We start from the raw sequence: 22,981 nt of genomic DNA on the forward strand, positions 1-22,981 counted from the left end.
ATGTTGATTATAGTTTTTGTCTTCTTGGTTTTCTAACCTTTTTTTGCTGATCTTCTTGTTGCTTATTGACAGGCTGCTGCTGTTTTGATTCTAAAGGTTCTTTCACATTTTTAGTAGCTTCATTGGTTTTACCTTGAGAATTAACCGCAGTTTGAGTTTTATGATCTTCTGTAGGTTTTGCCCCTTCTTTGAGCTTATTAGGATGAGTGAATGAAAAGTCTGTTTTGGAAGTTTCTTTGTTGAAGGTAATATAACCTTGATAAGCTTTACCTTTAGCATCGGTAAGACCGTCAACGTACACGGTTTGCCCGGCTTTAAATTTTTCATACTGTGAATCGTCCAGTTCTTTTCCTCTGAATACTTTGGGTGCTTCTTGAGCCGGAAGTTGTGATGGCTGTTGGCTTTGTTGTGGCGCTTGGTTATTGCCAAACAGAAATTCTACATACCGCTTATCTGCATTGAATTGTACAGTGGCATCGAAAGACTCTCCTTTTTTGGAAATCATCCCTTCAAGATACAATGGTCCTCCTTCCAGTAAAGTTTGTTTCTGATGTTCATCAAGTTTTATTCCTTTGATTTCATCAGGAATTTTCATATACTCCGCTCGATACGCAACAAGCTCATTGGTAAGCCTGTCTCGGCTGATGACTGATGGAATGATTTCATCGGTTTTTGGATTGACCAGATTTACTACCCTTCCCATATTACCGGTCTCCTTCAGGTTCTTTTTGTCCTGATCACTGAACTCATGCCCGAGAAATTTCATATTGAGATTAGGCTCTTTGCGGATGCCATGCAAATGGACGGCAAGCTGTCCTGTATCTCCTGTTTGAAGGGATAACCGGACATCCATTTTGCTAACTGCCGTTCCCAGATTAATGGTAATAGGAATCAATGTATTGGTTTTAAAACCTCTGAGTAGTGAATCCATAGCATCCATCTTTTCAAGCTTCTCCTGATTAAGTCCGAACTTTTCCATCGTTTTCCAGTCGATCTGTTCCGGCTGAAAACGATATTCCTGATTTTCTGTGTTGTTGTTCATTGTATTTTGATTTTTGGGATTATTGTTGTGTTTAGGTAAAACTTCGTAGTCTTTCAGCCTTTCTTTTTCTTCGGGGGATGCCTGATCAACATATTTTTGAAGATCCTTGGCGGTATTGACAGCATCATATTCTGAAACCTTGAAAAAACTGAAGCGTGTTGGATTTTTGAGTTGTCGGTAAAAGTTGGAAAAGAAATTAGAGAAAATATCTCCATGCTTATCAACTTTGATCAATTGGTCATTTTCATTTTTTTCTAGTGGAGAAACCTTTTGAAGATTGCCTTCCTGATCAACTCCTTTTACCATTTCTACCTGATTGGTATGAGTGTTCAAAACAAGTAATGTATCTTTTGCCGGTTTGATTTCACCGGTTTCCTGAGAGTTTATTATTTCATCTTCCATTATATCTTATTTAATGGAATGAAGGTATTTACTCGATCACAAATTGATAAAATTTGGAATTATAATAACGGATTTGGCTGCTAAAGTCTTGATCATAATGAAGAGCTTAAACTCTCTCTGATCAGTTGATGAACATCTGAAAGCTTATAATACAGCTTTCCGCTGATGGTATAGTAAGGCAGCTTTTTATCCGTTCGGTATCGCTGTAATGATCTGGAGCTTATTTTTAAAAGCTGTAAAACATCCTGGTTGTCCAAAAGCTGCTCCCCGTCTATTTCTATAAATCTGGACTGGTTCTTAATCATCTGTTCTTTTAATAGATCAAATCTTTCCATGATTCTATCCATCCAGGCTATAAATTCTGTTCTCTCAATATTCATAACTGTGATTTTTATGATTTGTTGGTGATGTAAAATTGAACAACAGGAATGATATAAAATCACTACTTTTTCATAGTAACGAAAAAGAAATTTTCATGTATCAATAAAAAATTAAGAGTTTTTGATTATCAGTGGTATGATAAATTACAAGCAGGCAGAAAGAATATTGGCAATCAGCAGAACTTTTTTAGATACTTTTTTGGGAAAAGGAAAAAATAAAACCTCTCATAAATGAGAGGTAGCATGATTAAGTAGGGGGCAATTTTCGCTGACTTTTGATTAAATGTAATAGAAATATCAACAGCAGGATATTCAAAACATTTCTGATTAAAGATACTAATTTTTGAGAAATAATTGTATATTTAATTGTTTTTAGAATGTTTAACAAAGAACATTTTTTGCCTCCTGGTCATGCGGGAGGTTTTTTATTATAATTAGGATTGGTCGTCCTTAAAATGGAAGATTAATAGAACAGCTTTACAGAACCTTTGCCAATATAAAACCTATGATCAAAGCTGCTATAGCTGCAACTGCAATCTTCATATAATCCGTTTTGCTGTTCTTTATTTCAGTATTTAGTCTTGTATTTTCCTGCTGTAAAGATTCCATTCCCGCCTTTAAAGAAGCCGTTTTTTCATTAATAGCTGCCTGTAAATTTTTTTCATGCAATCCAGCAAGTTCCTTATTATAGTTTTCAATCTCCTGTTGTCTCTCTTTCTGCTGGTCGGCAAAGTTCTTCTGCATTTCCTGAACCTGTTTTGCCGAAGACTCCTGAAACTTTTGAAATTCTTCAGTTCTTTTTGAGAGTTGATCTGTTAAGGTTTTTACCTGCTCACCGTGTTTCTCTGAAAGATCTTTCTTTAATTTCTCTACCTCTTCATTACGAACCTTAAGCTGCTCCGTAAAAGCTTTTACCTGATTTTCAGATTGTTGTTTAAAGGTCTTCTGAGCTTCGGTGAATTCATCATTTTTCTTTTTAAGTTGCTTCTCCAGTGTCAGTACCTGCTCTGCAAACTGTTTACCCACATCCTTTTTAACTTCATCAATCAGTAATGCCCGTGAATTTGATTTTTCATGGGATAGTTTTTCCACAATGGAATGAAGACCAGCTCCATAATCATGCGGTAGATGAAATCTTTTATCAGCCAGCTTATCCAGCAGAGTTTCATCTACTGTATGACCTATTGCCGTTACAGTGACAGCTTCCAGAGCAATAAATAATTCTGAAAGAACTATATCATTGAAAACTTCCATGCTTTGCCGGTCGCCTCCTCCCCTTACAAGTGCAATAATGTCATACCCTGATTCAGAAACCTCCTCCAGTTTTTCAGAAATAGATGTTGATGAAGTGATACTGCAGCTATATTCCGAGACCTGGAAGTACTTCTGTGAAATGTCCAATCCCTCTGCAAAGTCTTTTTGTACGATTGCATTATTTCCATAAATATTAGCAATTCTGACTGGCTCATCTTTGAGAAGTTTATTTCTGATTATGGACTCAAGATCTTTGGATCCTTTTTCAAGCTTTTTCTGGATGAGTTCATATCTCTGTAGTTCTTCTTCTGAAATTGCCCGTTCCTCTTGCTGGATAATTTCATCTACAACGAAACGCAATTCTACAGATGAGTTTTTAATGCTTTTCTCAATATACCCTCTAAGCGTATAGATATCATTGTTTTCAATTTTACTTCTCAGTAATGCTGATATTCTCACACCAATAGAAATAGTATCTGATTCTGAAAACAGATGATCATAGTAATAATTCCCATAGGATTTTCCTCCGCCAAAGGAATATCTTCCCTTAAGATAAATTAGATTAACGGTAACATTAAGCTTTAATGCATTGCTAAACAGTCCCAATACTGATCCCGGAGAATAAATCTGATAAGTGGGTTCATTTCCCTGCATACTTCCTCAAAAATTAAATGATGCTAAAGTTATTGCTATTTTATAGAATATAGCATGCCTCATATTATGGTTATTATTACTTTTATTAACAAAGTGATGGTTGACTCTCGTTGCAGTCATTGTATTTAGCTTAATAAAAATTAAAGATTTTGAATTAACCTGAACGTTAGATTAATCCGTTCTTTCATAGGTACGTTTGATTTGGCAATCCTGTGCTCCCACTCTTCCTGAAGATTACCTTTCATGATCAATAAGCAGCCGTGAGGAAGAGGAAGACTGTATTTGCTTTGGTGGTGGTCTTTTTTTCTGAAATCAAAGTTTCTGGTTTGTCCAAGACTGATGGATGCAATGACGGGACGTTTACCATAACGGCTTTCCTTATCCAGATGCCAGGCGACGGAATCATTATGGTCACGATACAGGTTTAGCAGAACACCATTGAACTGACAGCCAAATTCCTTTTCAATTCTTTGTTTTAAAGAGAACAATTCAGGAGTCCATGGATTTGTTGGCTTTTTATTTTCTTCGGAATCGTTGTATTTTGAATCTCCATACCAAGCGGTCAACCGTGGAGTAAGTACCATCTTATCGTACATTTTCTGGGTACGCTGTTCCCAGGGCGCAGTATTTAATAATTTGTTTCTAAGAAGGTCTGCTTCTTCCCGGCTCAGGAAATTCTCTCTGTATTCCAAAAGATCTTTTGGAAATTCATAGAACTCTTCGACATCAAATAAACTCAGCTGGGTCATTTAACTTTAAATTAAAATATTTATCTTAGTAATATCCCGTTACTTCGGGATTTTTTTCATCATTTGTGTTTTTTGCTTCCCTTCGGGGAAGTTTTTTGATTATGCCATGTACTCAAAATGAATTCAATTCTTATCTCCCATTTTTTCTTTGATCTGTTTGATATCGGTTTTAATTTCTGTGATAAAGTTTTGAATATGATGTTCTGAAAATTCATCAGGCTCATATTCTTTGGTATTTATACTACAGGCAAATTCCCAGATTTCTTTAATCTCAGGCAATGGAATTTTATAGGGCTCATAAAATTGATTGTCAGCCTTCACCCATATACCATCGGCTTCATGAAACTGAAACCTTTTATAACTGATACCATCATTGGTGGTAATGAAAACATACGTTCTGTCCGTTTTCAAATCCGAAAGATTTTCTACATATTTTCCCACAATATAGGTTCCATTCTTATAGGGTGGCATGGAATCTCCGTCAGCTGGAAATGCCCTGAACTTGCCTCCTTTTAAAAAAGGTAATGATATGGTCTCCAGATTTTCTATATATTCCGGATCTCCATAGCCATTCAAATAGCCCATAGACGCTTTTTGGGGAATAATCTCTATCTGATTGTTTCCATCCTGATCAACCCTTATAGGCAGAACGATCCTGTTTTCAGGAAGCTCCATGATTTCATCGATAGAAAATTTTCGAACATCTACAGTCAACAGCAGGTCGACGCTGATGTTATAGAATTTTGAAATTCTAAGCAATATTTCAATAGGCGGTTCTGTTCTACCATATTCATAGGCAACATATCTGGATCGGGTAAGAATTAATAGATCTGCCAGCTCTTGCTGAGTCATATTTTTCTTTCCTCTCAAAAACACGATGTTATCAGAGAATTTTGACATTGTTACAATTTTAGACAACAAAAATACAAAATTTGTTTCAAAACGTAACTAATTTTGTAACATGGAAAGAGCAATTGTACATATGGATTTGGATACGTTCTTTGTTTCCTGTGAAAGGCTGAAAAACTCTGAACTGGAGAATAAGCCTGTGATCATAGGAGGTGGAGATCGTGGTGTAGTGGCATCCTGCTCTTATGAAACCCGCTTTTTCGGAGTCAGGAGTGCCATGCCCATCAAAATGGCTTTGCGGCTATGCCCCGAAGCTAAAGTCATTAAGGGAGATATGGAAATGTATTCCAATATGTCTCATATGGTAACGGAGATTATTCAGGAAAAAGTTCCTGTTCTCGAAAAAGCAAGTATTGATGAATTTTATCTGGATTTATCCGGTATGGATCAGTTTTTTGGATGTTATAAATGGACTCATGAAATAGCAGAAAGCGTACAGAAAAACACAGGATTACCCATAAGTTTTGCTTTATCCACCAATAAAACCGTATCCAAAATCGGAACCGGAGAATCCAAGCCAACCGGAAGATTAGAAGTGAAACAATCTGACATACAGCCGTTTTTAAACCCGCTTTCAGTAAAGAAAATTCCTATGGTTGGCGATGTTACTTTTCAGCTGCTCTCCAGACTGGGGATCAGAACGATACAAACGCTTTCAGAAATGCCTGTTGACGTTCTTCAGCAGCTGATTGGTAAAAATGGAAATGAACTTTGGAAAAAAGCACACGGAATTGACGAAAATCCTGTGGTTCCCTATTCGGAACGAAAATCCATTTCTACAGAAGATACTTTTGCTCAGGACAGCATCGATATTCAGGGTATTCAAAGTATACTCTCAGCAATGGTTGAAAAACTCTGTTACCAACTCCGGGCAGAGAAATGGCTGGTATCGGTAGTGGTGGTAAAACTCCGGTATTCCAATTTTGATACTGAAACCAAACAATGCAGGATTCCTTACACCTCAGCTGACCATACCCTGCTCAGGTATGTTTTAGAACTCTTTAAAAAAGTATATACCAGACGTATGAGAATAAGGCTGGTTGGCGTAAAGTTTACCGGACTGGTTCACGGGTGCCATCAAATGGATCTCTTTGAAGATACGGAAGAGTTGATATCTCTGTATCAGACAATGGATAAAATCAAGAACAGGTTTGGAACCTCAAGTGTAGGAAGAGCCTCGGGTTTACTAAAATAATTAATAGATGTTTCTGAATTGTCATTCTTATCACAGCCTAAGGTATGGAACCATTTCTATTAAAGAACTGGTTGAGCAGGCCGTACGGTTTAATATTAAAACTCTGGCTCTTACCGATATCAATACCATTACGGGGATTTATGATTTCTATAAACTTTGTCAGGATCATCATATCAAACCGATCGTAGGAGTGGAAATACGGGTTCAGGATGAACTGTATTATATCTGTCTGGCGAAAAACCAAAAAAGCATTGCAGAAGTCAACAGACTTTTAACCGCATATAACTGTGAAGGGATAGAAATTCCTAAAGCCAATCCTGATTTTACAGATACTCTTGTCATTTATCCATTAGAGAATATTCCTGAAAAATTAGCAGATCATGAATTTATAGGCATCAGGCAGGACCAATTAAACTTTTTGATTCAACCGGGATTGAAAAAGTTAATCTATAAAATGGTCATTCTTCATCCGGTTACCTTTACCACTTCTGAAGAATATGAACTTCATAAGATATTAAGAGCTATTGATCATAATACTTTGATCAGTAAGCTTACAGAAGCTGATTACTGTAAGGACAATGAAATATTTACTGATAAAAAAGAGCTTCTGGCTCAATTTTACCATGAGCCACAGATTATTGAAAATACAAAGTACATTGTCAATAGCTGCTATTTTGATTTTGATTTTTCAACACCCAAAAATAAAAAGCATTTCACAGACAGCAGGGAAAATGATTCTAAGCTTTTAAAAATGTTAGCCTATCAGGGGCTCTCTAAAAGGTATTCCCATGATAATCTGCAGGCAAAAGCAAGAGTGGATAAAGAGTTAGGAGTTATTGACCAGCTTAATTTCTGTGCTTATTTTCTGATCACCTGGGATATTATACAATACAGCAACCGGATGGGATTTATGCATGTAGGAAGAGGCAGCGGTGCCAATTCCATTGTCAGCTACTGCATTGGTATTACTGATATATGTCCTTTGGAACTGGACCTGTATTTTGAGAGGTTTTTAAACCTCAACCGTAAAACACCACCCGATTTTGACATAGATTGGAGCTGGCAGACCAGAGATATCATCTTGGAATATATTTTTGATAAATATGGTAAGGATCATGTTGCCTTCTGCGGAACCAATGTGGAATTTAAATACCGTTCTATTTTCCGCGAAATAGGAAAAGTCTTTGGACTTCCGAAAGAGGAACTGGATATACTGGCAACAAAACCGATTCAGGAACATGATACTAATTCGGTATCCAGACAGGTTCATTACTACGGAAAATTGTTGGAAAAGTTTCCTAATCAGAGAAGCATGCACTCGTGTGGAATCCTTATATCAGAAGAGCCGATAACCAATTATTCTGCACTCGAAATGCCTCCCAAAGGTTTTCCGATCGTACAGTTCGATATGTATACCGCCGAAGAAATTGGTCTTGAAAAATTTGATATTCTTTCACAAAGAGGGTTAGGTACCATTAACGATACGGTAAAGCTGGTTAAAGAAAAAAGAGGAATTGATATCGATATCCGGGATACCTCTCTCTCAAAAGATGAAGCCAGGTGCAATGAATTCTTAAGTTCCGGAAAAACCATTGGCTGTTTTTATATTGAATCTCCTGCTATGAGGGGATTACTTCGAAGACTTAAATGTGATAATTATAAAGTATTGGTCGCCGCCTCTTCCATTATCCGACCTGGAGTGGCTCAAAGCGGAATGATGCGGGAGTATATTTTCAGACATAATAATCCCACAAAATTTGAATACTTTCATGAGGTTTTTGAAAAGGAATTAGGGGAAACATATGGTATTATGGTTTACCAGGAGGATGTTATCAAAATTGCGCTGCATTTCGGAGGATTATCTGCTCCTGATGGTGACGTACTGAGAAGAGCCATGAGTGGTAAAGGCCGGTCTTTATCTGCATTACAGAAAGTAAAAGACAACTTCTTTGAATCCTGTAAAAATCTGGGACATCCTGAACAATTATCCATGGAAGTATACCGGCAGATTGAATCTTTTGCAGGATACTCATTCTGTAAAGCTCATTCTGCTTCTTATGCCGTTGAAAGCTATCAGAGTTTATACCTTAAGATCTACTATCCTATCGAATTTATGGTTTCTGCCATCAATAACGGCGGTGGGTTTTACAGAACAGAAGTTTATATTCATGAAGCAAGAATGTCAGGAGCCTCTATCCATAATCCCTGTGTTAATCTAAGTGAATATCAGACAACGGTGTATGGTTCAGAGGTTTATTTGGGATTGATGCATATTGAAAAACTGGAAACGAGGTTAGCACAGCTGATTCCTGAAGAAAGAGCTCAAAATGGAAATTATACTTCCCTGGAAAATTTTATTAAGAGAATTCCTATCGGTATCGAAACATTGCAAATTTTAATCTTTATCGGAGCATTCCGCTTTACTGGAAAACAAAAACATGAACTGCTGATTGAATCAAGGTTTATTTTGGGAAATAATAAAATTGTATTTAGACATCCCACATTACTGGAGGAGCCACAGAAAGATTATCAGCTTCCTTCTATAGAAAGAAACCGCTTTGAAGATGCATTTGATGAAATAGAAATATTAGGCTTCCCCGTTTCATTCAGTCCCTTTGATTTGTTACAGACCAGATACAGAGGTTCTGTTTTAGTAAAAGATTTATTGAAGTTTCATAAATGTCAGGTTAAGATGCTTGCTTATCTTATTTCACGAAAGCATGTACCAACAAAGAAAGGAACAATGTATTTCGGAACCTGGGTTGATGCTCAAGGAGAATATTTTGATACCGCTCATTTTCCCAACTGCCTTGAAGAATATCCTTTTCAGGGTGGTGGTTGCTATCTCTTATTGGGAACGGTAGAAGTAGATTTTCACTTTCCTACTGTTACTATTCATAAAATGGCTAAAATGCCTTTTATTCCGGATCCAAGATATTCTATGGATAAAGAAAAGTCCTTGGAAGCTCAACGTAATCTGCATGAGGATGTCAGTATGACCTGGCGAAAGCCTTATCCGCAAGAACATGAAATAGGATTACCAAGACAGAAAATTCTATAGGAGAATACATATAATCATTAGTCAATACTCTTATTGCTCTTATCTGCTATGCCGTTTTTTAACGCAATTGTGGCAAAGCCAGTCACAATTCCAATTAATACAGCCACTTTAACGCTTTTAGAAGTATATAAAGGAGATCTACCATATATTTTTTGGGGTCTTGAGAAGGCTTAAGTGTATTCTCAGATACTTCAGTCTATCTTTTGTTTTCATCATTAATCATACAAACTCTGATGCTGTATTGATTACTAATTTAGGAAAAAGCTGACATAGCGATATCAATCTATAATATCATTTCATATTCCGTTGTATAATACAAAATGAATTACCTTCAGGATCCAGAAGTACAACATAGTCTGCATCCTGTTCATAATTCCATCCCTTTACCTTTGAAGCACCAATACTAACAAGCCGTTCCACTTCTTTATTCTGGTTATCGGTTATAAGATCTATATGGTGTCTCTTTGGTTCTTTAGAACTTGTTAATTTTAATGATAACTGTATTCCATCACCATCTTTTGGTATTAAAATGGCAAAGTCTGCCTCTTGTTCATATTTCATTTTATAGTTTAAAGCTTCACTCCAAAAGGCAATTGCTCTATCCATATCTACTACTCCCCAAACGATTGATAATATTTTTAAATCCATATCTGCCATTTTTTAAATAATTGCATAAATATTTCTGTCAAAATATTTTTGACCTGCTACCTTCAATCTTCTTTAAAACAAAATAATTAAGCTTCGTCTTTTGTATTTTTGACAAGACTTATCCCCGAAAAAAAGAATATCAGCCCTAAAACTCCGATCACACCTAATGTTGTATAAGCCGAGCTTTTACTAATCAATTCATATCCTGTATAAATCAAACCTGCGATTCCTAAAACAGTCAGTATTGTTCCAAATGTGCGTTTAACGTTCATAACAATATTTTTTGATGTTAAATATTTTCTTTCGTTATCTTTTCTATTTGTTAACTACCATCATATGATTAATATCCCAGCGGTTAAAAAAATTGCAAAAATTAAGCCGTTTGGATAAAAATATTCTTTAACTGATCGGGAAAATATAAATAAAGTACAGCTCCACTCATAATAGTTTGTCTTCAATTTTTGAGTTCAAAATATTTGATCCATCTAATTTAAGGAGTTCAAAGGAATGGCCGGAAATTTAGCCGTACCATATAGGGATGTCAAGATAACAATACTATTGAGTTCTACTTTACTTTATATATGTAAAAATACCCTCTCATTTTTGGGAGGGTATTGGACAATTTAGTAGAAAATAATTTTAGTTCTGCTTGGAATTATAGTTGTAGATCAATATCACTAAACAATTAATCCCCATTTATTTTTCATATAATCATTCAGTGGAGTATTCCAAAAATAAGGTGGTGAGCAATACTCACTTATTTCTGGAAAGATCGTCTGAATCCTTTCTTCATAGATAGGATTTTCTTCAAATTTTTCTGATATCTCTGAATACTTCTCACTTATAAAACGAGTAAGCTCATTATCATTATGTATTCCCTTCTTCTTTAATTGATCTAGCTGTTTAAAAAATTCAATTACTACTTTTTTATATTGCTCTTCATCAATAGTTGAAAGGGATTCAAAATTCAAATAAATATCTATAATATGATTTACTTCTGTTATTTTACTGGTTTCCATAATGGTGCTGTAGCTTGTATTTGGGTTCTAAACTGATGTAACATGATTCTTCCGACCGGCGTTATATTTGCATGGTTGATTTTATCTACATTAATACCTAATCCGGATCTGTATACATCTGTGGCTTTTATTCTGAATAAAGTTGTCTTAGGACTAGCATACTCCACAAACGGAACAACATTTCCATATCCTGGGGTCACTGACATTCCCATTCCTGAACTGCCGTAAACATAATCTGTATCAGCTTTTATTTCACCAAAGATATTATTAGACATATCCTTATTTCTTATTCCTAGAGTGTTAAGAGAGCTTCCTAATTCGGGAAGTCCTCCAACGCTTCTCATATTCCTATACAAATATAAGTTATTTAAATCTTCAGGTTCATCTGCAGGAGTATCTACTGCTGCATCTCCATGCAGTGTCCAGATTGCTGCAGCTGAAGCAAGTATTGTTAATAAGGAAAGCCCAGCTCCTGTGCCTGCTATAGTACCTGTGCCTGTTCCAACTCCCGTGTTTCCCCAGCCTACAGTAAGTGGAATTGTTGTTCCCAAAGTTGAGCCCTGAGTAACATATTTTGCCTCTCCATTAAATCCTAAGTAAGTATGCCCTGTATTCTGTTCAGAACTGTTGGTAATGACAACATTATCTACAACACTTCCGTCAGGACGGAAATCCGTGAAACCTCGTTTCGTATATTCTTCATCGCCCTGCTGCATTCCCGGCAAAAACACCCATGCTCCATTTCTATAACCCCAGCCAGCTCCTTCTCTTCCGTCCGGGTCAATAAAGTTTACCGGATTATCAAAGGCATAATTGTAAGGATTTAGCCTTGTCATTTTTTCAGCCAATGGATCCAGCACACCCCATCTACCAATTTCAGGCATATACATTCTTGCTCCATAGTCATACATTCCGGATTCTTCCTGAAGTTCCTTTCCATTATATTTGTATTGATATGAAGAATTTCCAACGCCATCATTATAACCGCGGTGCTTTAAACCAAAAGGATAATAGTTGTTTTCTTCAATAATCTGTACTCCGCCTGTCACGTTGCTTGTATAGCTAAGCCTCACATTTCCTAAGTGATCTGAGTAATTATATACATATTTGTTATTTTCAAAATTATAGTATCCTTCAGCCGTGGGAATGAATTTTAAAACCGGAGGAAATAATTGTGCTGTATTCCCCTGCACTTCATACTGAAAACCATCCAGATAATCCGTCACCGTGGAAGACTCCGTACTATTTTTACCTACTCCGTAAGTATATTTTTTGTTTAGCTTTACTCCATCCGATCTATAAAGGTACTGAGTTGAAACATTTTTAATAAGATCTCCTAAAAACAAATCCTTTACAACATAGGTCTGATCGAAAGTAAACTTATCTGCCAGATCGAGATGGTTATAATCGATATCCAGTATTCCTCTATCTTTCTGATCTGTCATATTTCCATTGAGATCATATCCAATTGTATTTCCGGAACTATCAGGATATCCGCTGTAATTACCTGAATTATCTTTGACAGAAGCCAACCTGTTACCTGTGTAAGTGTACGTTAACTTATCTATAAGAACGGGTTGATTATTGTATGATTTCTGATATCTGCTTAAACTTCTGATATTGCCTCCAATATCATAATCTGCCCATTCATTATAAAAATTATTTTCAATGACTGTAGCCCCTGGAGTGGTGAAACGCCCAAATGCAAATCTGTTTAAAGTATCATAAGAAAAATCATATCTTCTTAAAATATTATCACTTTGTGTTTTCCAGTCGATTTCAGAAATATTTCCGTTAAAAATTGCATATGTTTCAGTATCTGCGGGATTCTGATATTTAATGGAGTAGCCAAATAATTTCCCATTTATAAGATTATCGGGGTCATTTATCTTTGTCATCCAGCCCCGGATGTTGTATTGATAATCTATTGTCTGGAGAGGATTAGAAATTCCTACCCCTCCGACTTTTTTACTTGACAGCTGGGAAATTTCGTTATATATATTTTGAGTCAGTACCTCTTCTGTATTATTATCAACCTTATGCTTATGTACAAGTAGTCTGTTTTGCGAATCGTATTCAAACGTTTCTTTAATCATCTTTTCCGTATCAGTATTCAGCCTTTTGTGCTTTACAATGGTTTGTTTTACTGCTCCCGAAAAGTCAAGTACAGACTCTGTTGATGTATAACCTCCTAAATGATTGATAGAATAGGTTCCGATTTCTCTACCTTTCATATCATAATAAGAATAATTTCTTGTCCAGTTATCATTCTCAATATTTTTTAGTAATGTTAATAAACCAAGTCCTTTGGTATTATTAACATCAGCAACATTATCCGTAACCGAGTTCGGTGGAGGTGTCGGATTAAAACTATACGGCGGATAGGAATCATAATAATTTACGCTGAGTAATTTAAAATTAACATTTGGATAGCTAGTATTGGCCGGATAATAGACTTCCATTCCTGCACTACTAAACCCTATAGAAGCCTGTCTTAATGTATTGTTGTTTGTGAAGGTGTTGAGCGTATTTTGTTCAAAAATCCTCCCCTGGCTACCATAGACCTGTGCACTTGTATAAATTCCTTTATAAACAATTCTGCTGAATTGGTCATATTTTGTAAACATCCATTGTTTAGCAACTCCAAGGTTTGCATCCTGAGCCAGTACTAATCTGTTTTGTTTATCATACACCATATACTGCCACCCTTTTCCAGGAAGCTTTTTTTCCACAAGCCTGTTTACTCCATCGTAACGATATTGATAGCAAAGATCATTTAGGATTAATTCCGGAAATTCGACATTATTTCCCGTTCCATATGCATTAAAAAAATCTAAAACTGCTTTAGGTGGAATAATATAAGCCAGCTGATTAAATTCATTATAAACGTAGTACGTATCTGCATTTTCATCATCCTGGGATATCTTACGAAGCAGAATTATGTTTCCGGATCCATTTGTAAATTGCACCGATTTATTTCCGTCCTCATCAGTTATTATGCTTTTATATAACTGATTTACCGCATACTCATTTTCCAAGACAACCTTTGAATAGGTAGTATTGTCTGTTACAGTTGTGGTTGTCACAAACCTGGCCACATGATCGTCCAGAATATTAGCCTGATATTTAAAATTAACGTGATGGTTTTGCCAGGCCAGTCCCGGTTGTACATTTGATAAAGCCCTTTCTATTGGAGAAGCTTCAACATTTTTGTGCGTAAATGGAAAATTATCTCCATAATAATTTGTAGCATTCGAATTAACGCCTGACTGAATGCCTCCATTTAGGGTATTCATTGGTGAGGGAAGCCATGAATCCACTTGTCTTCCAAATTCATCATAATTGATCGGTGTCACCAAATCTTTACCCTGCGGAGTTGCTTTTACATTAATCAGCTGCTTAGGTCTTCCTAATTTATCAAAGTACTGAACTGTTTCAGCAACCTTAGGATCACCAGAAGCAGGATAGTCAAGATAGTTCTTAGTATAAATATAATTTTCGTTGCTGCTGGGTAAAGTTTGTGTTTGTGCATATAATGTACCTACCAAAAGCAGCATACATAATAAAATCAGAGTTTTTTTCATGGTGAGTTAGTTTACTGGAAAGAATAGCTCATAATTATAGGAAGTATTATTGGGTGTGGAAACTCCCAAATGTCTTCGTATTATAACCTCCCCATTGGTTTTAATTGTATAATACACCTGCCCGTTATAAGATGAATAGTCTGATGTTGGCCTGCAGTTGCCTACGATGTCAGCTACTTTTACTCCCGTTGTAGTCCAAGGCAAATTGACCGAGTTTGATCCCGAGGAAAAACCAAAACTTACCTTATACATTCCGTTAGTAGTAACAGAAGCACTTCCTCCCCCTGAAATTCCTATAGATGTATTGAATGAAAGACTACAGTATGTTGTAGAGTTACATAAACCATTGGCATTAGCGTAATATTGACCATTAGCGGCAATATCATCAAGGGCTGTTTGATCTACCACTGCCTGGCTTATTGTGGAAGAGTATTTTCCTGCAGGTACTGTATAAACGATAGGTGCTGGAGTTGCCCCTGACTGGGTACAATTATTTTTCGAAAATGACTGGCTTTTGGAAGTGTTATAATAGTAAACTGTAGGTACATAACCATATTTATACTCTTTTACAGTTTTACCTGATCTGTCTTTTATTTTCTGAAGCCTTAATGCATTATCATAAATATAACTATCTCTCGTTCCAGAGGGCATCGTAATACTTCTAAGCCCTACCAAAGGATCATGGGTATAGGTCGTTACCTGATATGCTGCAAAAGCAGAATTACCCCTAAAATTATCTAAAGCACTTAATAATGCCGTCTCATCATTGTTTGGCAAAGCAAGAGCGTCATTATTTGAAGCACTCACAATGCTATTAATAAGAGAAGGATCAATATCTGATAATTTGGCTCCATCTATTTTAGCGATGGGTTTTGTCTGATTATATCCCCAGATAACAGTAGTCGGTATACCTTCCCTGTTTGTAAATTGTTGTAAATTCCCTTTGCTGTCAAACTTATCATACGTCATTTGAACTACTGGCGAATTAATAAGGATATTGGTAGAAAGATCGGCGTAAGGTAATGGGAGTCCTGCTGTTTTCAAATCTGCATCAGCCTGGCTTGATGGAAAATTCTTATATACTGTTGATATAATTTTTCCCTGGTCCGTTTCATTCTTTTTCTTTATTGAACTTTGAAGTTGTGAATTAGCAACAATATTTAAATTAATTAAGTATTGCATTCCCTGTGTCAAAGGATAAGCAAAAGAGTTTTCTGTAATGCTTCCATCAAAATGAGTTATCTTCTCTTTTGTTGGGAGAAAAAAAGGTTCCTGATAATTGTACGATATTGGTACACCATTATTTAAAACTGGATTAGCTCCAAAATATTCTTTTGTGACCTGCTCTTCATTAAAGTTATTGGTACTTAAATAATTATTCCGGTTAATCTTCTTGTATAAAATAAGATTTTCTGGAGTATTATCAATAATCAGATTCCAGGCTGGTTTAAAAATATATGAGTTAGAAAAGTATACATTAAAATCCGTACTAACATCCTTCCCGATTTTGTAAATATAGGTTTCTGTTTGCATTGGAAAAGTTGCTCCTTCACCGTAAATCTCTTTGTTAATCAACTTTGCTCTTAAATGGCTGCGGTTTTTGAAATAATTTTCAATCGCCATAAGACTACTTCCATAAACACCACCTGTATGATCTTCAGTGTGGGGATAAATATTAGGATAATTATTAAATCCTGTAAAAGAAAACACTTGCTTTCCTTTCCCGGTTTCTTCTTCAGTCACTTTTTCATAAATAACAAAACTTCCGTCATCAGTTTCGGGCATATTCTGTTGTGACAGATATACCGCCGGGTAAGAAGCAACACCTGAATTGCTGACACTGTCATACCATCCCCCAATTCTATTAGTAACCATAGAAGGTATACTTCCAATAGTACCCGATGATGCACCACTATCATTCAGATATTTATACTTAATTGTCCTGGCCGTATAACCATCAAGTATCTTTTGTTCTTTCACTCTGACTCCACCACCCAGCTGCTCCTGGCCATTCAAAAGAAACCTATTCATTTCATACACAAACTGGAAATATCCACCTGTTGGAGTTGTGATCCGATTCAGCATTCCTATAGAGGCTTGATTGTCCGGCGTCATGTCTATATCACCATATAAAAAAGTGGTTCCATTAAAGGGAAGGTTATCAAATTTGAACTTCTGATTTATAATTTGATAATATGTTTTAGGAAATGTTCCGGTCGACTGCTGTTTAAAATTACCGAAAAGATCTCTATAATTTTTTGTAGCCTCAGAAGTTCCTTTGGAAGGCATCGGAACAGCATTATATTCAAGCTTATAATTGTAGAGAAAGGTATCATCTTTATCATAAAATGCAACATCATCTAATCTTAATCTTAAATCCAGATCACTTGAAATTTGTGTATTTTTGAAATAACCATAGTTTAATTTTACCTTTTTAACAATCTGTCCGTTAATATCATAAACAATGATTTGAGAAAGTGCCCGTTTAGGAGCTACATTATTATTATCATCAAAAGCATCAGATCTGGTAAAATCATAGAAAAACTTTACCTTACCCTCACTCCAGTTAATTTCTTCTACATAATGATATACGGTATTTTGAGCATATTTATTGTTAGTATAATCTACCGGTGAAATACCACCTCCGGGATAACTGATAATACTGCTCCCATTTCCGTAGTTAATAATATATGAACTTAAAATTACTTTACCTTTATCAAGATCCTTAAGCTTAGTCTGGGACTGCTGGAACTCTTTATAGGTAAAAGTGACTTTTTTATTGGAAGTAACGTCAAGTATAGAATCGAGATTCCACGTATTAATATCAATATTATAGTTATTTTTTAAGATAAGCTTGCATATTGACATTTGACTTTTGGGACTTTCAGGGGATGAATCTGTAAAACCTGTGAAAGGAAACTCTGTAGTAGAACTTATGTTGACATCGTTTGTTTTAAATGAATATACATTTCCATACGCGTTGATGATCTGAAACTGATCATAATCTTTAGCATTATTTCTTAACAATGAATAATTATTCTGTGTAGCATAATTATCAAGATTACCCAATTTCATACTACATTCTGTAGGAAAAACAGTGTTCCATCCCATCCATCCTTTATTGGGAACATTACTTATGTCAAACTTATCATACTTGTTGACATAAATTCTGTTGCCAAATCCATCTAATTCGTGCCCCCTATAACCGTATGTACTAAATCTTGTATCCCAATTACCATCCTGATTTGATTTTTTATTTAAGTAAAATTTGGAATTTAATCCGGGTGCCACAGCAAAAAAAGTGTCTGCCCCCATATCAGCATATTGCTCGTAATTTGAAGATGACGCAGTAATTTTGGAGTCCGGCATAAATTCAACATCACTATCGTTAACCAGTCGTCCTTTTTTACTTACATATTGCCCCCAATCAGAAGATGCATCATACACTGTGATCCATGTTAATGAAGGTTCATCCCACTCTGCACGGGGATAATTACTTGAATTCTGGTTGACTCTATATTTATTATCATCAATATCATTAACAAACTTTGTCACATTACCGCCTGCTATTAAAACCCAATCTAATCCAACATTTGTGCTTTCCTGATTTACCTTCACTCCATTTGATGAGTATTTTAACATTACCGGTACACTAATATTTCCTTCTTTAACTTCAAAAATAGGAATAGAATATTCTGCTCTGCCGGTAGCATAATTAATCGGAATGAGCTCAGATTTAATTAATTGTGAAACTTCAGGAGTCGTAACAGTAAAAGCTTTCGCCAGATAATCATCTTTATTGGTAGAATTATTTACTGTAGTCGTTGTTTTTGCAAGAACCTTAATGGTATCTGATTCTTTCTTTGCCTTCTCTTTTTGCCCGTAAGTAAAACAGAAAGATAGAATTAAAAATATAAAAAAGTATTTTTTCATGGTTATTTCTTGATCAATTTTGCATTCGCCGTTTTATTCGTATCAGTTTTTATCGTCACCAGATAGGCTCCCTGGACCAAAGTCTGCGTATTGATTTTAGTTACTCTATTTTTGGTTTTTACAATCTGAAGCTGTCTTCCACTCATATCATATAACAGAATATCAGCCTCTTTAAAATCAAAGCCGATTTCTACATATGCATAATCAGATACTGGATTTGGGTAAATCTTGATGTCATATTTTTCAATGAGTTGATCAACCTGTTTATCTCCCAGCTTTACAATCTTCCAGTTTTCTTTACCAAGTTCCTCAGCACTGGTTCCAGCAAGAATAATGGATCCGTCTCTGTTGAGTTTCAAATCGAAAAGTCTCTCTTCCTTCTTTTTGGATTCTCCCTTAACATGTTTCCTCCACTGTTCATTTCCATTATGATCAAGGTATAACATCCAGAAAGTTTCATCATCAGTTTGTATTCTTCCTTCTGCCTGCGTGTAGCCTCCTAATAGAATTCCTTTAGAAGATGTATCATCTGCAGAGTGAAGCACGCTCATCCCCATCAGTACATCTCTATTTTTAAAATTGTAGGATTTCTGCCACTGCTCATCACCTCTTTCATTGAGAGCAATCAGCCACAGATCTGTTCCTTGTTCAATCCCTACTGTTTTGTTTCCTGATCTTTCCGATCTGGATTCTCCACCAATGATGAAACCATTTGAAGTTAAAGCCAATGTCCTGATATGATCATCTCCTTTACCTCCAAAGTTCTTTTCCCATTCTACTTTTCCGGTTTTATCTAACTTGACAACCCAATAGTCACCTTCACCGAAGTTGTCGCTTTGTTTTGATATTGCAGATACCAGACTGCGGGTTTCAGATTTGTTAGTCAGAGTATTAGTATTGGCCGTTGATTGTTGATTACTCGTTTTAAAAGATGAACTTCTTGAGTAGATTCCCAGTAAAGCTCCTCCATCTCTCGTTGGAATCATCTTCTCCACTTCGTCTAAACCTTTGCCACCTAAAATTAATTGGGAAATTTCTTTTCCATTTTTATCAAGTCTGACGATCCATAAATCTTTGGAACCGTAACCTTTAGGGGAGTTTTGAACATTCCCTGCGACAAAGAATCCTAAATCGGTAGTTTGGATAACAGCTCTTGCTTCTTCATCAGAAGAACTTCCCAGAGTTTTCTGCCATAATTCATCACCAAATTCATTGATTCTAATCAGCCAGATATCTGAACCTCCTTTGGCATCATCTTTTTTGTCTAATCCTTTTCCAGAAAAGGAAGTTCCGGTTAACAGAAATCCACCATCCTGTGTGGTAACAGTTGATGATAAATAATCATGGTTTGATCCTGAGAAGTATTTTTCCCATGCCTCTTCTCCTTGTTGGTTCAATTTTACCAGATGAAAATCATAGCCGTTGTTTTGCTTACTGCCTGAAGCTTGTTGATTGTTGATTTGAATAGAGCTTCCAGTGATTAGATACTGCTGATCAATGGTTGTGGTAACTTGACTCAGGAAATCCTGAGTAGAAGATTTGTGGTCTTTCTGCCATACCACTTCCTGAGCAGACATACAAAGACCTGTGTACAATACACATACATTCAAAAAGAGTTTCCGCATTAGTTTTTTTGCGATCGAAAGTATTACAATATCGAAATAAGTAAGGAAACAAAGTGTTATTTATTCTTTAAGTTAATATTAACATTAAAAACTAAATTAAGGTATTAAGTATCCTCCAGAAGCAGAATATGGGAGTATAAAATATCTGAATTCTAATTGAGCTTAATCGAACCCAATCATCGATAAAAGTGTTTGAAGATAAATTTTTCTTGAGATCAAAAGCCAACCAGCGCTAATTGAAAACAGTTAGCACTATTTGTTTTATTCTTTTAGAAAGTGAATAAAAATATTTCAATTTTCTAAAAAACTATTATTATTCATAGAATGTCTCACAAATCATCCCTCCATTTTTCTGCAGGTTTGAACACGAGACAGATAAAACGTATGCATATGCATTTATGATTTCTAATTTAAAAGGAGGAATTTCTGCAATTGTATTCTGCGTTCTTTATGGTTAGAATAGCCAAGAAAAGTAAAATGTTGTTCTTTTAAAAAAGATGTTTTCTGATTTATAATAATTAAATGGATCAGTGAAAAGGCTCTTTACTATAAACAACTTTTCAAAATTGCAACAGCCTTTATCTGTTCTGCAAAATTCAGACTGGCAAAACCAAGACGAAGAGAATCACATGGGTTTCCAACACTGTCATATTTAGAGCCATCGTTGATTTCCAATCCTTTAGAGTGCGCTTCCACTGAAAGCTTTCTCAAGTCAGTATTTTTAAATTTTACCCATACCGACATTCCTCCATTAGGAATTGTAAAACTTATCTTATCTCCTAATTCTCTTTTCAGCAGCTCGCAAAAATGGTCTCTCCTTTCTCTGTATGTTTTTACAGACTTCTTAATATGTCTTGCAATCGTGCCATCACGATAAAGTTCCGCAATGGCAGCTTCTAAAAAACCGTCACCCTGAAAATCAATCAGATTTCTGTAGGAAGCTGCATGTTCAACAAAATCCTCACTGGCCGCTAAAAAACCAATCCTGATCGAAGGAACCAAGGTCTTGGTTAATGTTCCGATATAGATCACTTTACTGCTTGTGTCGATGCTTGCCATAGGCATGATAGGATTTCTTGAGTAATGAAAGTCGTAATCGTAATCATCTTCAATAATCGTAAAATTATATCGATGTGACAATTCTAACAACTTGATTCTTCGGTCAAGGGAAAGAGTAACTGTAGTTGGAAAATGATGATGTGGAACAATATAAACAAACCGGATATTTTTTGTTTTGCAGATCTTTTCAATACATTCGACATCAATCCCATTATGATCAACATTTACCTTATTGATAGTAAGTTCCAGCTGTTCAAATATTTTTCGTGCTAAATGAAAACCTGGCTCACTCATAATGATATCATCTCCAGGCCTGCCAATTATTCTCGCTGTCAGATAGATTCCCATGGTTGCTCCCCGTGTAATCAACAGATTGTTTTCTTCAACCGGAAGTCCTCTGGTATCATTTAGATTTGCCGATAAAACTTTTCTCAATACATCATTTCCTTTTGTTGATCCATAGTTTAGATATTTACTATACCCTGCTCTTTTAAAGATGCTCTTCATGGAGCGTGTTAATTCTTCAATAGGTGCAAGGCGTGTATCAGGGAATCCGTCATCTAATACCAGCTGTCCCCTTTTAATGTCAGTTTCGTGATAGGACTCAACTAAGCTATTATTGAATAATAATGGGGTCTTATTCGAATTTACAGCAATTTCATGATGATCTGAAATTGATTCAGGTTGTACAACCGGCAATTCATTATGTACAAAACTTCCTTTTCTAGGGTGCTGTATAATCCAACCCTGTGCCTGCAGTTCCTCATATGCCGCTACGACAGTCATCCTATTGACAGATAATAATTCAGCTAAATTTCTGGAACTTGGCATTTTTCTTCCCTCCCTCAATCTTCCATGCTTTATTTGCTGAATTATTGCATTGGTAATCTGCAGATAAACTGGTGCATCTGATGATTTATCTATTGTAATAAAATCTTGAAAATCTTCCATCTGGATTAGGCAATTAATTAAAACTGGATTATTTTAATAATCCAACAAAGATATAAATTTACAAAAAATTTAAACCAATGGATTCAAAATCAACCATTGCATCTCTATTATTGAGATTAGGACTTGGATTTACATTCTTATCAGCTGTTGCTGCAAGGCTAGGTTTGTGGCAGGATGGTTCGGGATGGAATGAGTTTCTGGAATATACAGCCTCAGTTAATTCTTTTGCAGCAAAAGAATTAATTCCGTTTTTAGCTGTTGCAGCTACTGTAATTGAAATATTGATTGGTCTGATGCTAATATTAGGATTCAAAACCAGATTCGCTGCCTTTGGAGCTACCGGATTAACTCTCCTATTTGCTCTAACAATGAGTTATTCATTCGGATTAAGAAGTGCATTCGATTATAGTGTATTTGTAGACTGTACAGCTTCTTTTCTATTGGCTACTATTTCGGATTACAAATGGAGCCTGGATCAGGTTATCAATAAAAAAGTCGCTTAAATTAATATTATTT

Annotated in this window: 15 protein-coding genes; 3 read left to right on the top strand and 12 right to left on the bottom strand. The window is 35.8% G+C overall.

The window, feature by feature from the left end; genetic code table 11:
* Window positions 1-7: 7 nt before the first annotated feature.
* From ACMA47_RS00075 to ACMA47_RS00095, 5 genes are all read right to left on the bottom strand, one after another.
* On the bottom strand, window positions 8-1,444 hold the full coding sequence (locus ACMA47_RS00075; protein WP_413928140.1) for a DUF3945 domain-containing protein: 1,437 nt from the start codon (window positions 1,442-1,444) through the stop codon (window positions 8-10).
* A gap of 92 nt (window positions 1,445-1,536) precedes the next feature.
* Complete coding sequence (locus ACMA47_RS00080) at window positions 1,537-1,824, bottom strand: helix-turn-helix domain-containing protein (RefSeq protein WP_062672350.1); 288 nt, start codon at window positions 1,822-1,824, stop codon at window positions 1,537-1,539.
* Between the two features lie 477 nt (window positions 1,825-2,301).
* On the bottom strand, window positions 2,302-3,732 hold the full coding sequence (locus ACMA47_RS00085) for an exodeoxyribonuclease VII large subunit (protein WP_413928141.1): 1,431 nt from the start codon (window positions 3,730-3,732) through the stop codon (window positions 2,302-2,304).
* Between the two features lie 140 nt (window positions 3,733-3,872).
* A complete protein-coding gene (locus ACMA47_RS00090) occupies window positions 3,873-4,481 on the bottom strand; it encodes an alpha-ketoglutarate-dependent dioxygenase AlkB family protein (RefSeq protein WP_413928142.1) in 609 nt (202 codons plus the stop codon).
* Window positions 4,482-4,604: 123 nt separating this feature from the next.
* Window positions 4,605-5,381: an XRE family transcriptional regulator gene (locus ACMA47_RS00095; protein ID WP_413928143.1), complete on the bottom strand. Its 777-nt coding sequence runs from the start codon at window positions 5,379-5,381 to the stop codon at window positions 4,605-4,607.
* Window positions 5,382-5,442: 61 nt separating this feature from the next.
* On the opposite strand from ACMA47_RS00095, the gene dinB reads away from it, so the two are divergent.
* Window positions 5,443-6,585, top strand: coding sequence for a DNA polymerase IV (gene dinB, locus ACMA47_RS00100; RefSeq protein WP_413928144.1), 1,143 nt, complete (start codon window positions 5,443-5,445; stop codon window positions 6,583-6,585).
* A 7-nt stretch (window positions 6,586-6,592) separates the two neighbouring features.
* Window positions 6,593-9,646, top strand: coding sequence for a DNA polymerase III subunit alpha (locus ACMA47_RS00105; protein ID WP_413928145.1), 3,054 nt, complete (start codon window positions 6,593-6,595; stop codon window positions 9,644-9,646).
* Between the two features lie 291 nt (window positions 9,647-9,937).
* On the opposite strand, the gene ACMA47_RS00110 is transcribed toward ACMA47_RS00105, so the two are convergent.
* The 7 genes from ACMA47_RS00110 to ACMA47_RS00140 form a co-directional block, all read right to left on the bottom strand.
* Window positions 9,938-10,303, bottom strand: a complete 366-nt coding sequence (locus tag ACMA47_RS00110; RefSeq protein WP_413928146.1) for a VOC family protein — start codon at window positions 10,301-10,303, stop codon at window positions 9,938-9,940.
* A 77-nt stretch (window positions 10,304-10,380) separates the two neighbouring features.
* Window positions 10,381-10,566, bottom strand: a complete 186-nt coding sequence (locus tag ACMA47_RS00115; RefSeq protein ID WP_413928147.1) for a hypothetical protein — start codon at window positions 10,564-10,566, stop codon at window positions 10,381-10,383.
* 405 nt (window positions 10,567-10,971) lie between these two features.
* Window positions 10,972-11,313 carry a hypothetical protein gene (locus ACMA47_RS00120; protein ID WP_413928148.1) on the bottom strand — a complete coding sequence of 114 codons (342 nt, stop codon included), beginning with the start codon at window positions 11,311-11,313 and terminating at the stop codon, window positions 10,972-10,974.
* The gene (locus ACMA47_RS00125) at window positions 11,295-14,897 is read right to left on the bottom strand and encodes a DUF6443 domain-containing protein (protein WP_413928149.1); all 3,603 of its coding nucleotides are present in this window, start codon (window positions 14,895-14,897) and stop codon (window positions 11,295-11,297) included. Before ACMA47_RS00125 ends, ACMA47_RS00120 begins: the two co-directional genes overlap by 19 nt.
* 6 nt (window positions 14,898-14,903) lie before the next feature.
* Complete coding sequence (locus ACMA47_RS00130) at window positions 14,904-18,830, bottom strand: DUF5977 domain-containing protein (protein ID WP_413928150.1); 3,927 nt, start codon at window positions 18,828-18,830, stop codon at window positions 14,904-14,906.
* 2 nt (window positions 18,831-18,832) lie between these two features.
* Complete coding sequence (locus tag ACMA47_RS00135) at window positions 18,833-20,455, bottom strand: T9SS type A sorting domain-containing protein (RefSeq protein ID WP_413928151.1); 1,623 nt, start codon at window positions 20,453-20,455, stop codon at window positions 18,833-18,835.
* Between the two features lie 546 nt (window positions 20,456-21,001).
* Entirely contained in the window at window positions 21,002-22,465 is a 1,464-nt protein-coding gene (locus ACMA47_RS00140) for a PLP-dependent aminotransferase family protein (protein ID WP_413928152.1), read from the bottom strand.
* Between the two features lie 77 nt (window positions 22,466-22,542).
* Here ACMA47_RS00140 and ACMA47_RS00145 point away from each other — a divergent pair, with 77 nt between their 5' ends.
* Window positions 22,543-22,968, top strand: a complete 426-nt coding sequence (locus ACMA47_RS00145) for a DoxX family protein (RefSeq protein ID WP_413928153.1) — start codon at window positions 22,543-22,545, stop codon at window positions 22,966-22,968.
* The last annotated feature ends 13 nt before the right edge of the window (window positions 22,969-22,981 follow it).

This window comes from Chryseobacterium sp. T20, assembly GCF_047345655.1.
Lineage (GTDB): Bacteria > Bacteroidota > Bacteroidia > Flavobacteriales > Weeksellaceae > Chryseobacterium.

Coding starts and splice junctions, on each gene's coding strand:
- ACMA47_RS00120 (WP_413928148.1), bottom strand. CDS start 11,313: ATGGAAACCAGTAAAATAACAGAAGTAAATCATATTATAGATATTTAT.
- ACMA47_RS00110 (WP_413928146.1), bottom strand. CDS start 10,303: ATGGCAGATATGGATTTAAAAATATTATCAATCGTTTGGGGAGTAGTA.
- ACMA47_RS00095 (WP_413928143.1), bottom strand. CDS start 5,381: ATGTCAAAATTCTCTGATAACATCGTGTTTTTGAGAGGAAAGAAAAAT.
- ACMA47_RS00125 (WP_413928149.1), bottom strand. CDS start 14,897: ATGAAAAAAACTCTGATTTTATTATGTATGCTGCTTTTGGTAGGTACA.
- ACMA47_RS00135 (WP_413928151.1), bottom strand. CDS start 20,455: ATGCGGAAACTCTTTTTGAATGTATGTGTATTGTACACAGGTCTTTGT.
- ACMA47_RS00090 (WP_413928142.1), bottom strand. CDS start 4,481: ATGACCCAGCTGAGTTTATTTGATGTCGAAGAGTTCTATGAATTTCCA.
- ACMA47_RS00080 (WP_062672350.1), bottom strand. CDS start 1,824: ATGAATATTGAGAGAACAGAATTTATAGCCTGGATGGATAGAATCATG.
- ACMA47_RS00075 (WP_413928140.1), bottom strand. CDS start 1,444: ATGGAAGATGAAATAATAAACTCTCAGGAAACCGGTGAAATCAAACCG.
- ACMA47_RS00105 (WP_413928145.1), top strand. CDS start 6,593: ATGTTTCTGAATTGTCATTCTTATCACAGCCTAAGGTATGGAACCATT.
- dinB (WP_413928144.1), top strand. CDS start 5,443: ATGGAAAGAGCAATTGTACATATGGATTTGGATACGTTCTTTGTTTCC.
- ACMA47_RS00115 (WP_413928147.1), bottom strand. CDS start 10,566: ATGAACGTTAAACGCACATTTGGAACAATACTGACTGTTTTAGGAATC.
- ACMA47_RS00130 (WP_413928150.1), bottom strand. CDS start 18,830: ATGAAAAAATACTTTTTTATATTTTTAATTCTATCTTTCTGTTTTACT.
- ACMA47_RS00145 (WP_413928153.1), top strand. CDS start 22,543: ATGGATTCAAAATCAACCATTGCATCTCTATTATTGAGATTAGGACTT.
- ACMA47_RS00085 (WP_413928141.1), bottom strand. CDS start 3,732: ATGCAGGGAAATGAACCCACTTATCAGATTTATTCTCCGGGATCAGTA.
- ACMA47_RS00140 (WP_413928152.1), bottom strand. CDS start 22,465: ATGGAAGATTTTCAAGATTTTATTACAATAGATAAATCATCAGATGCA.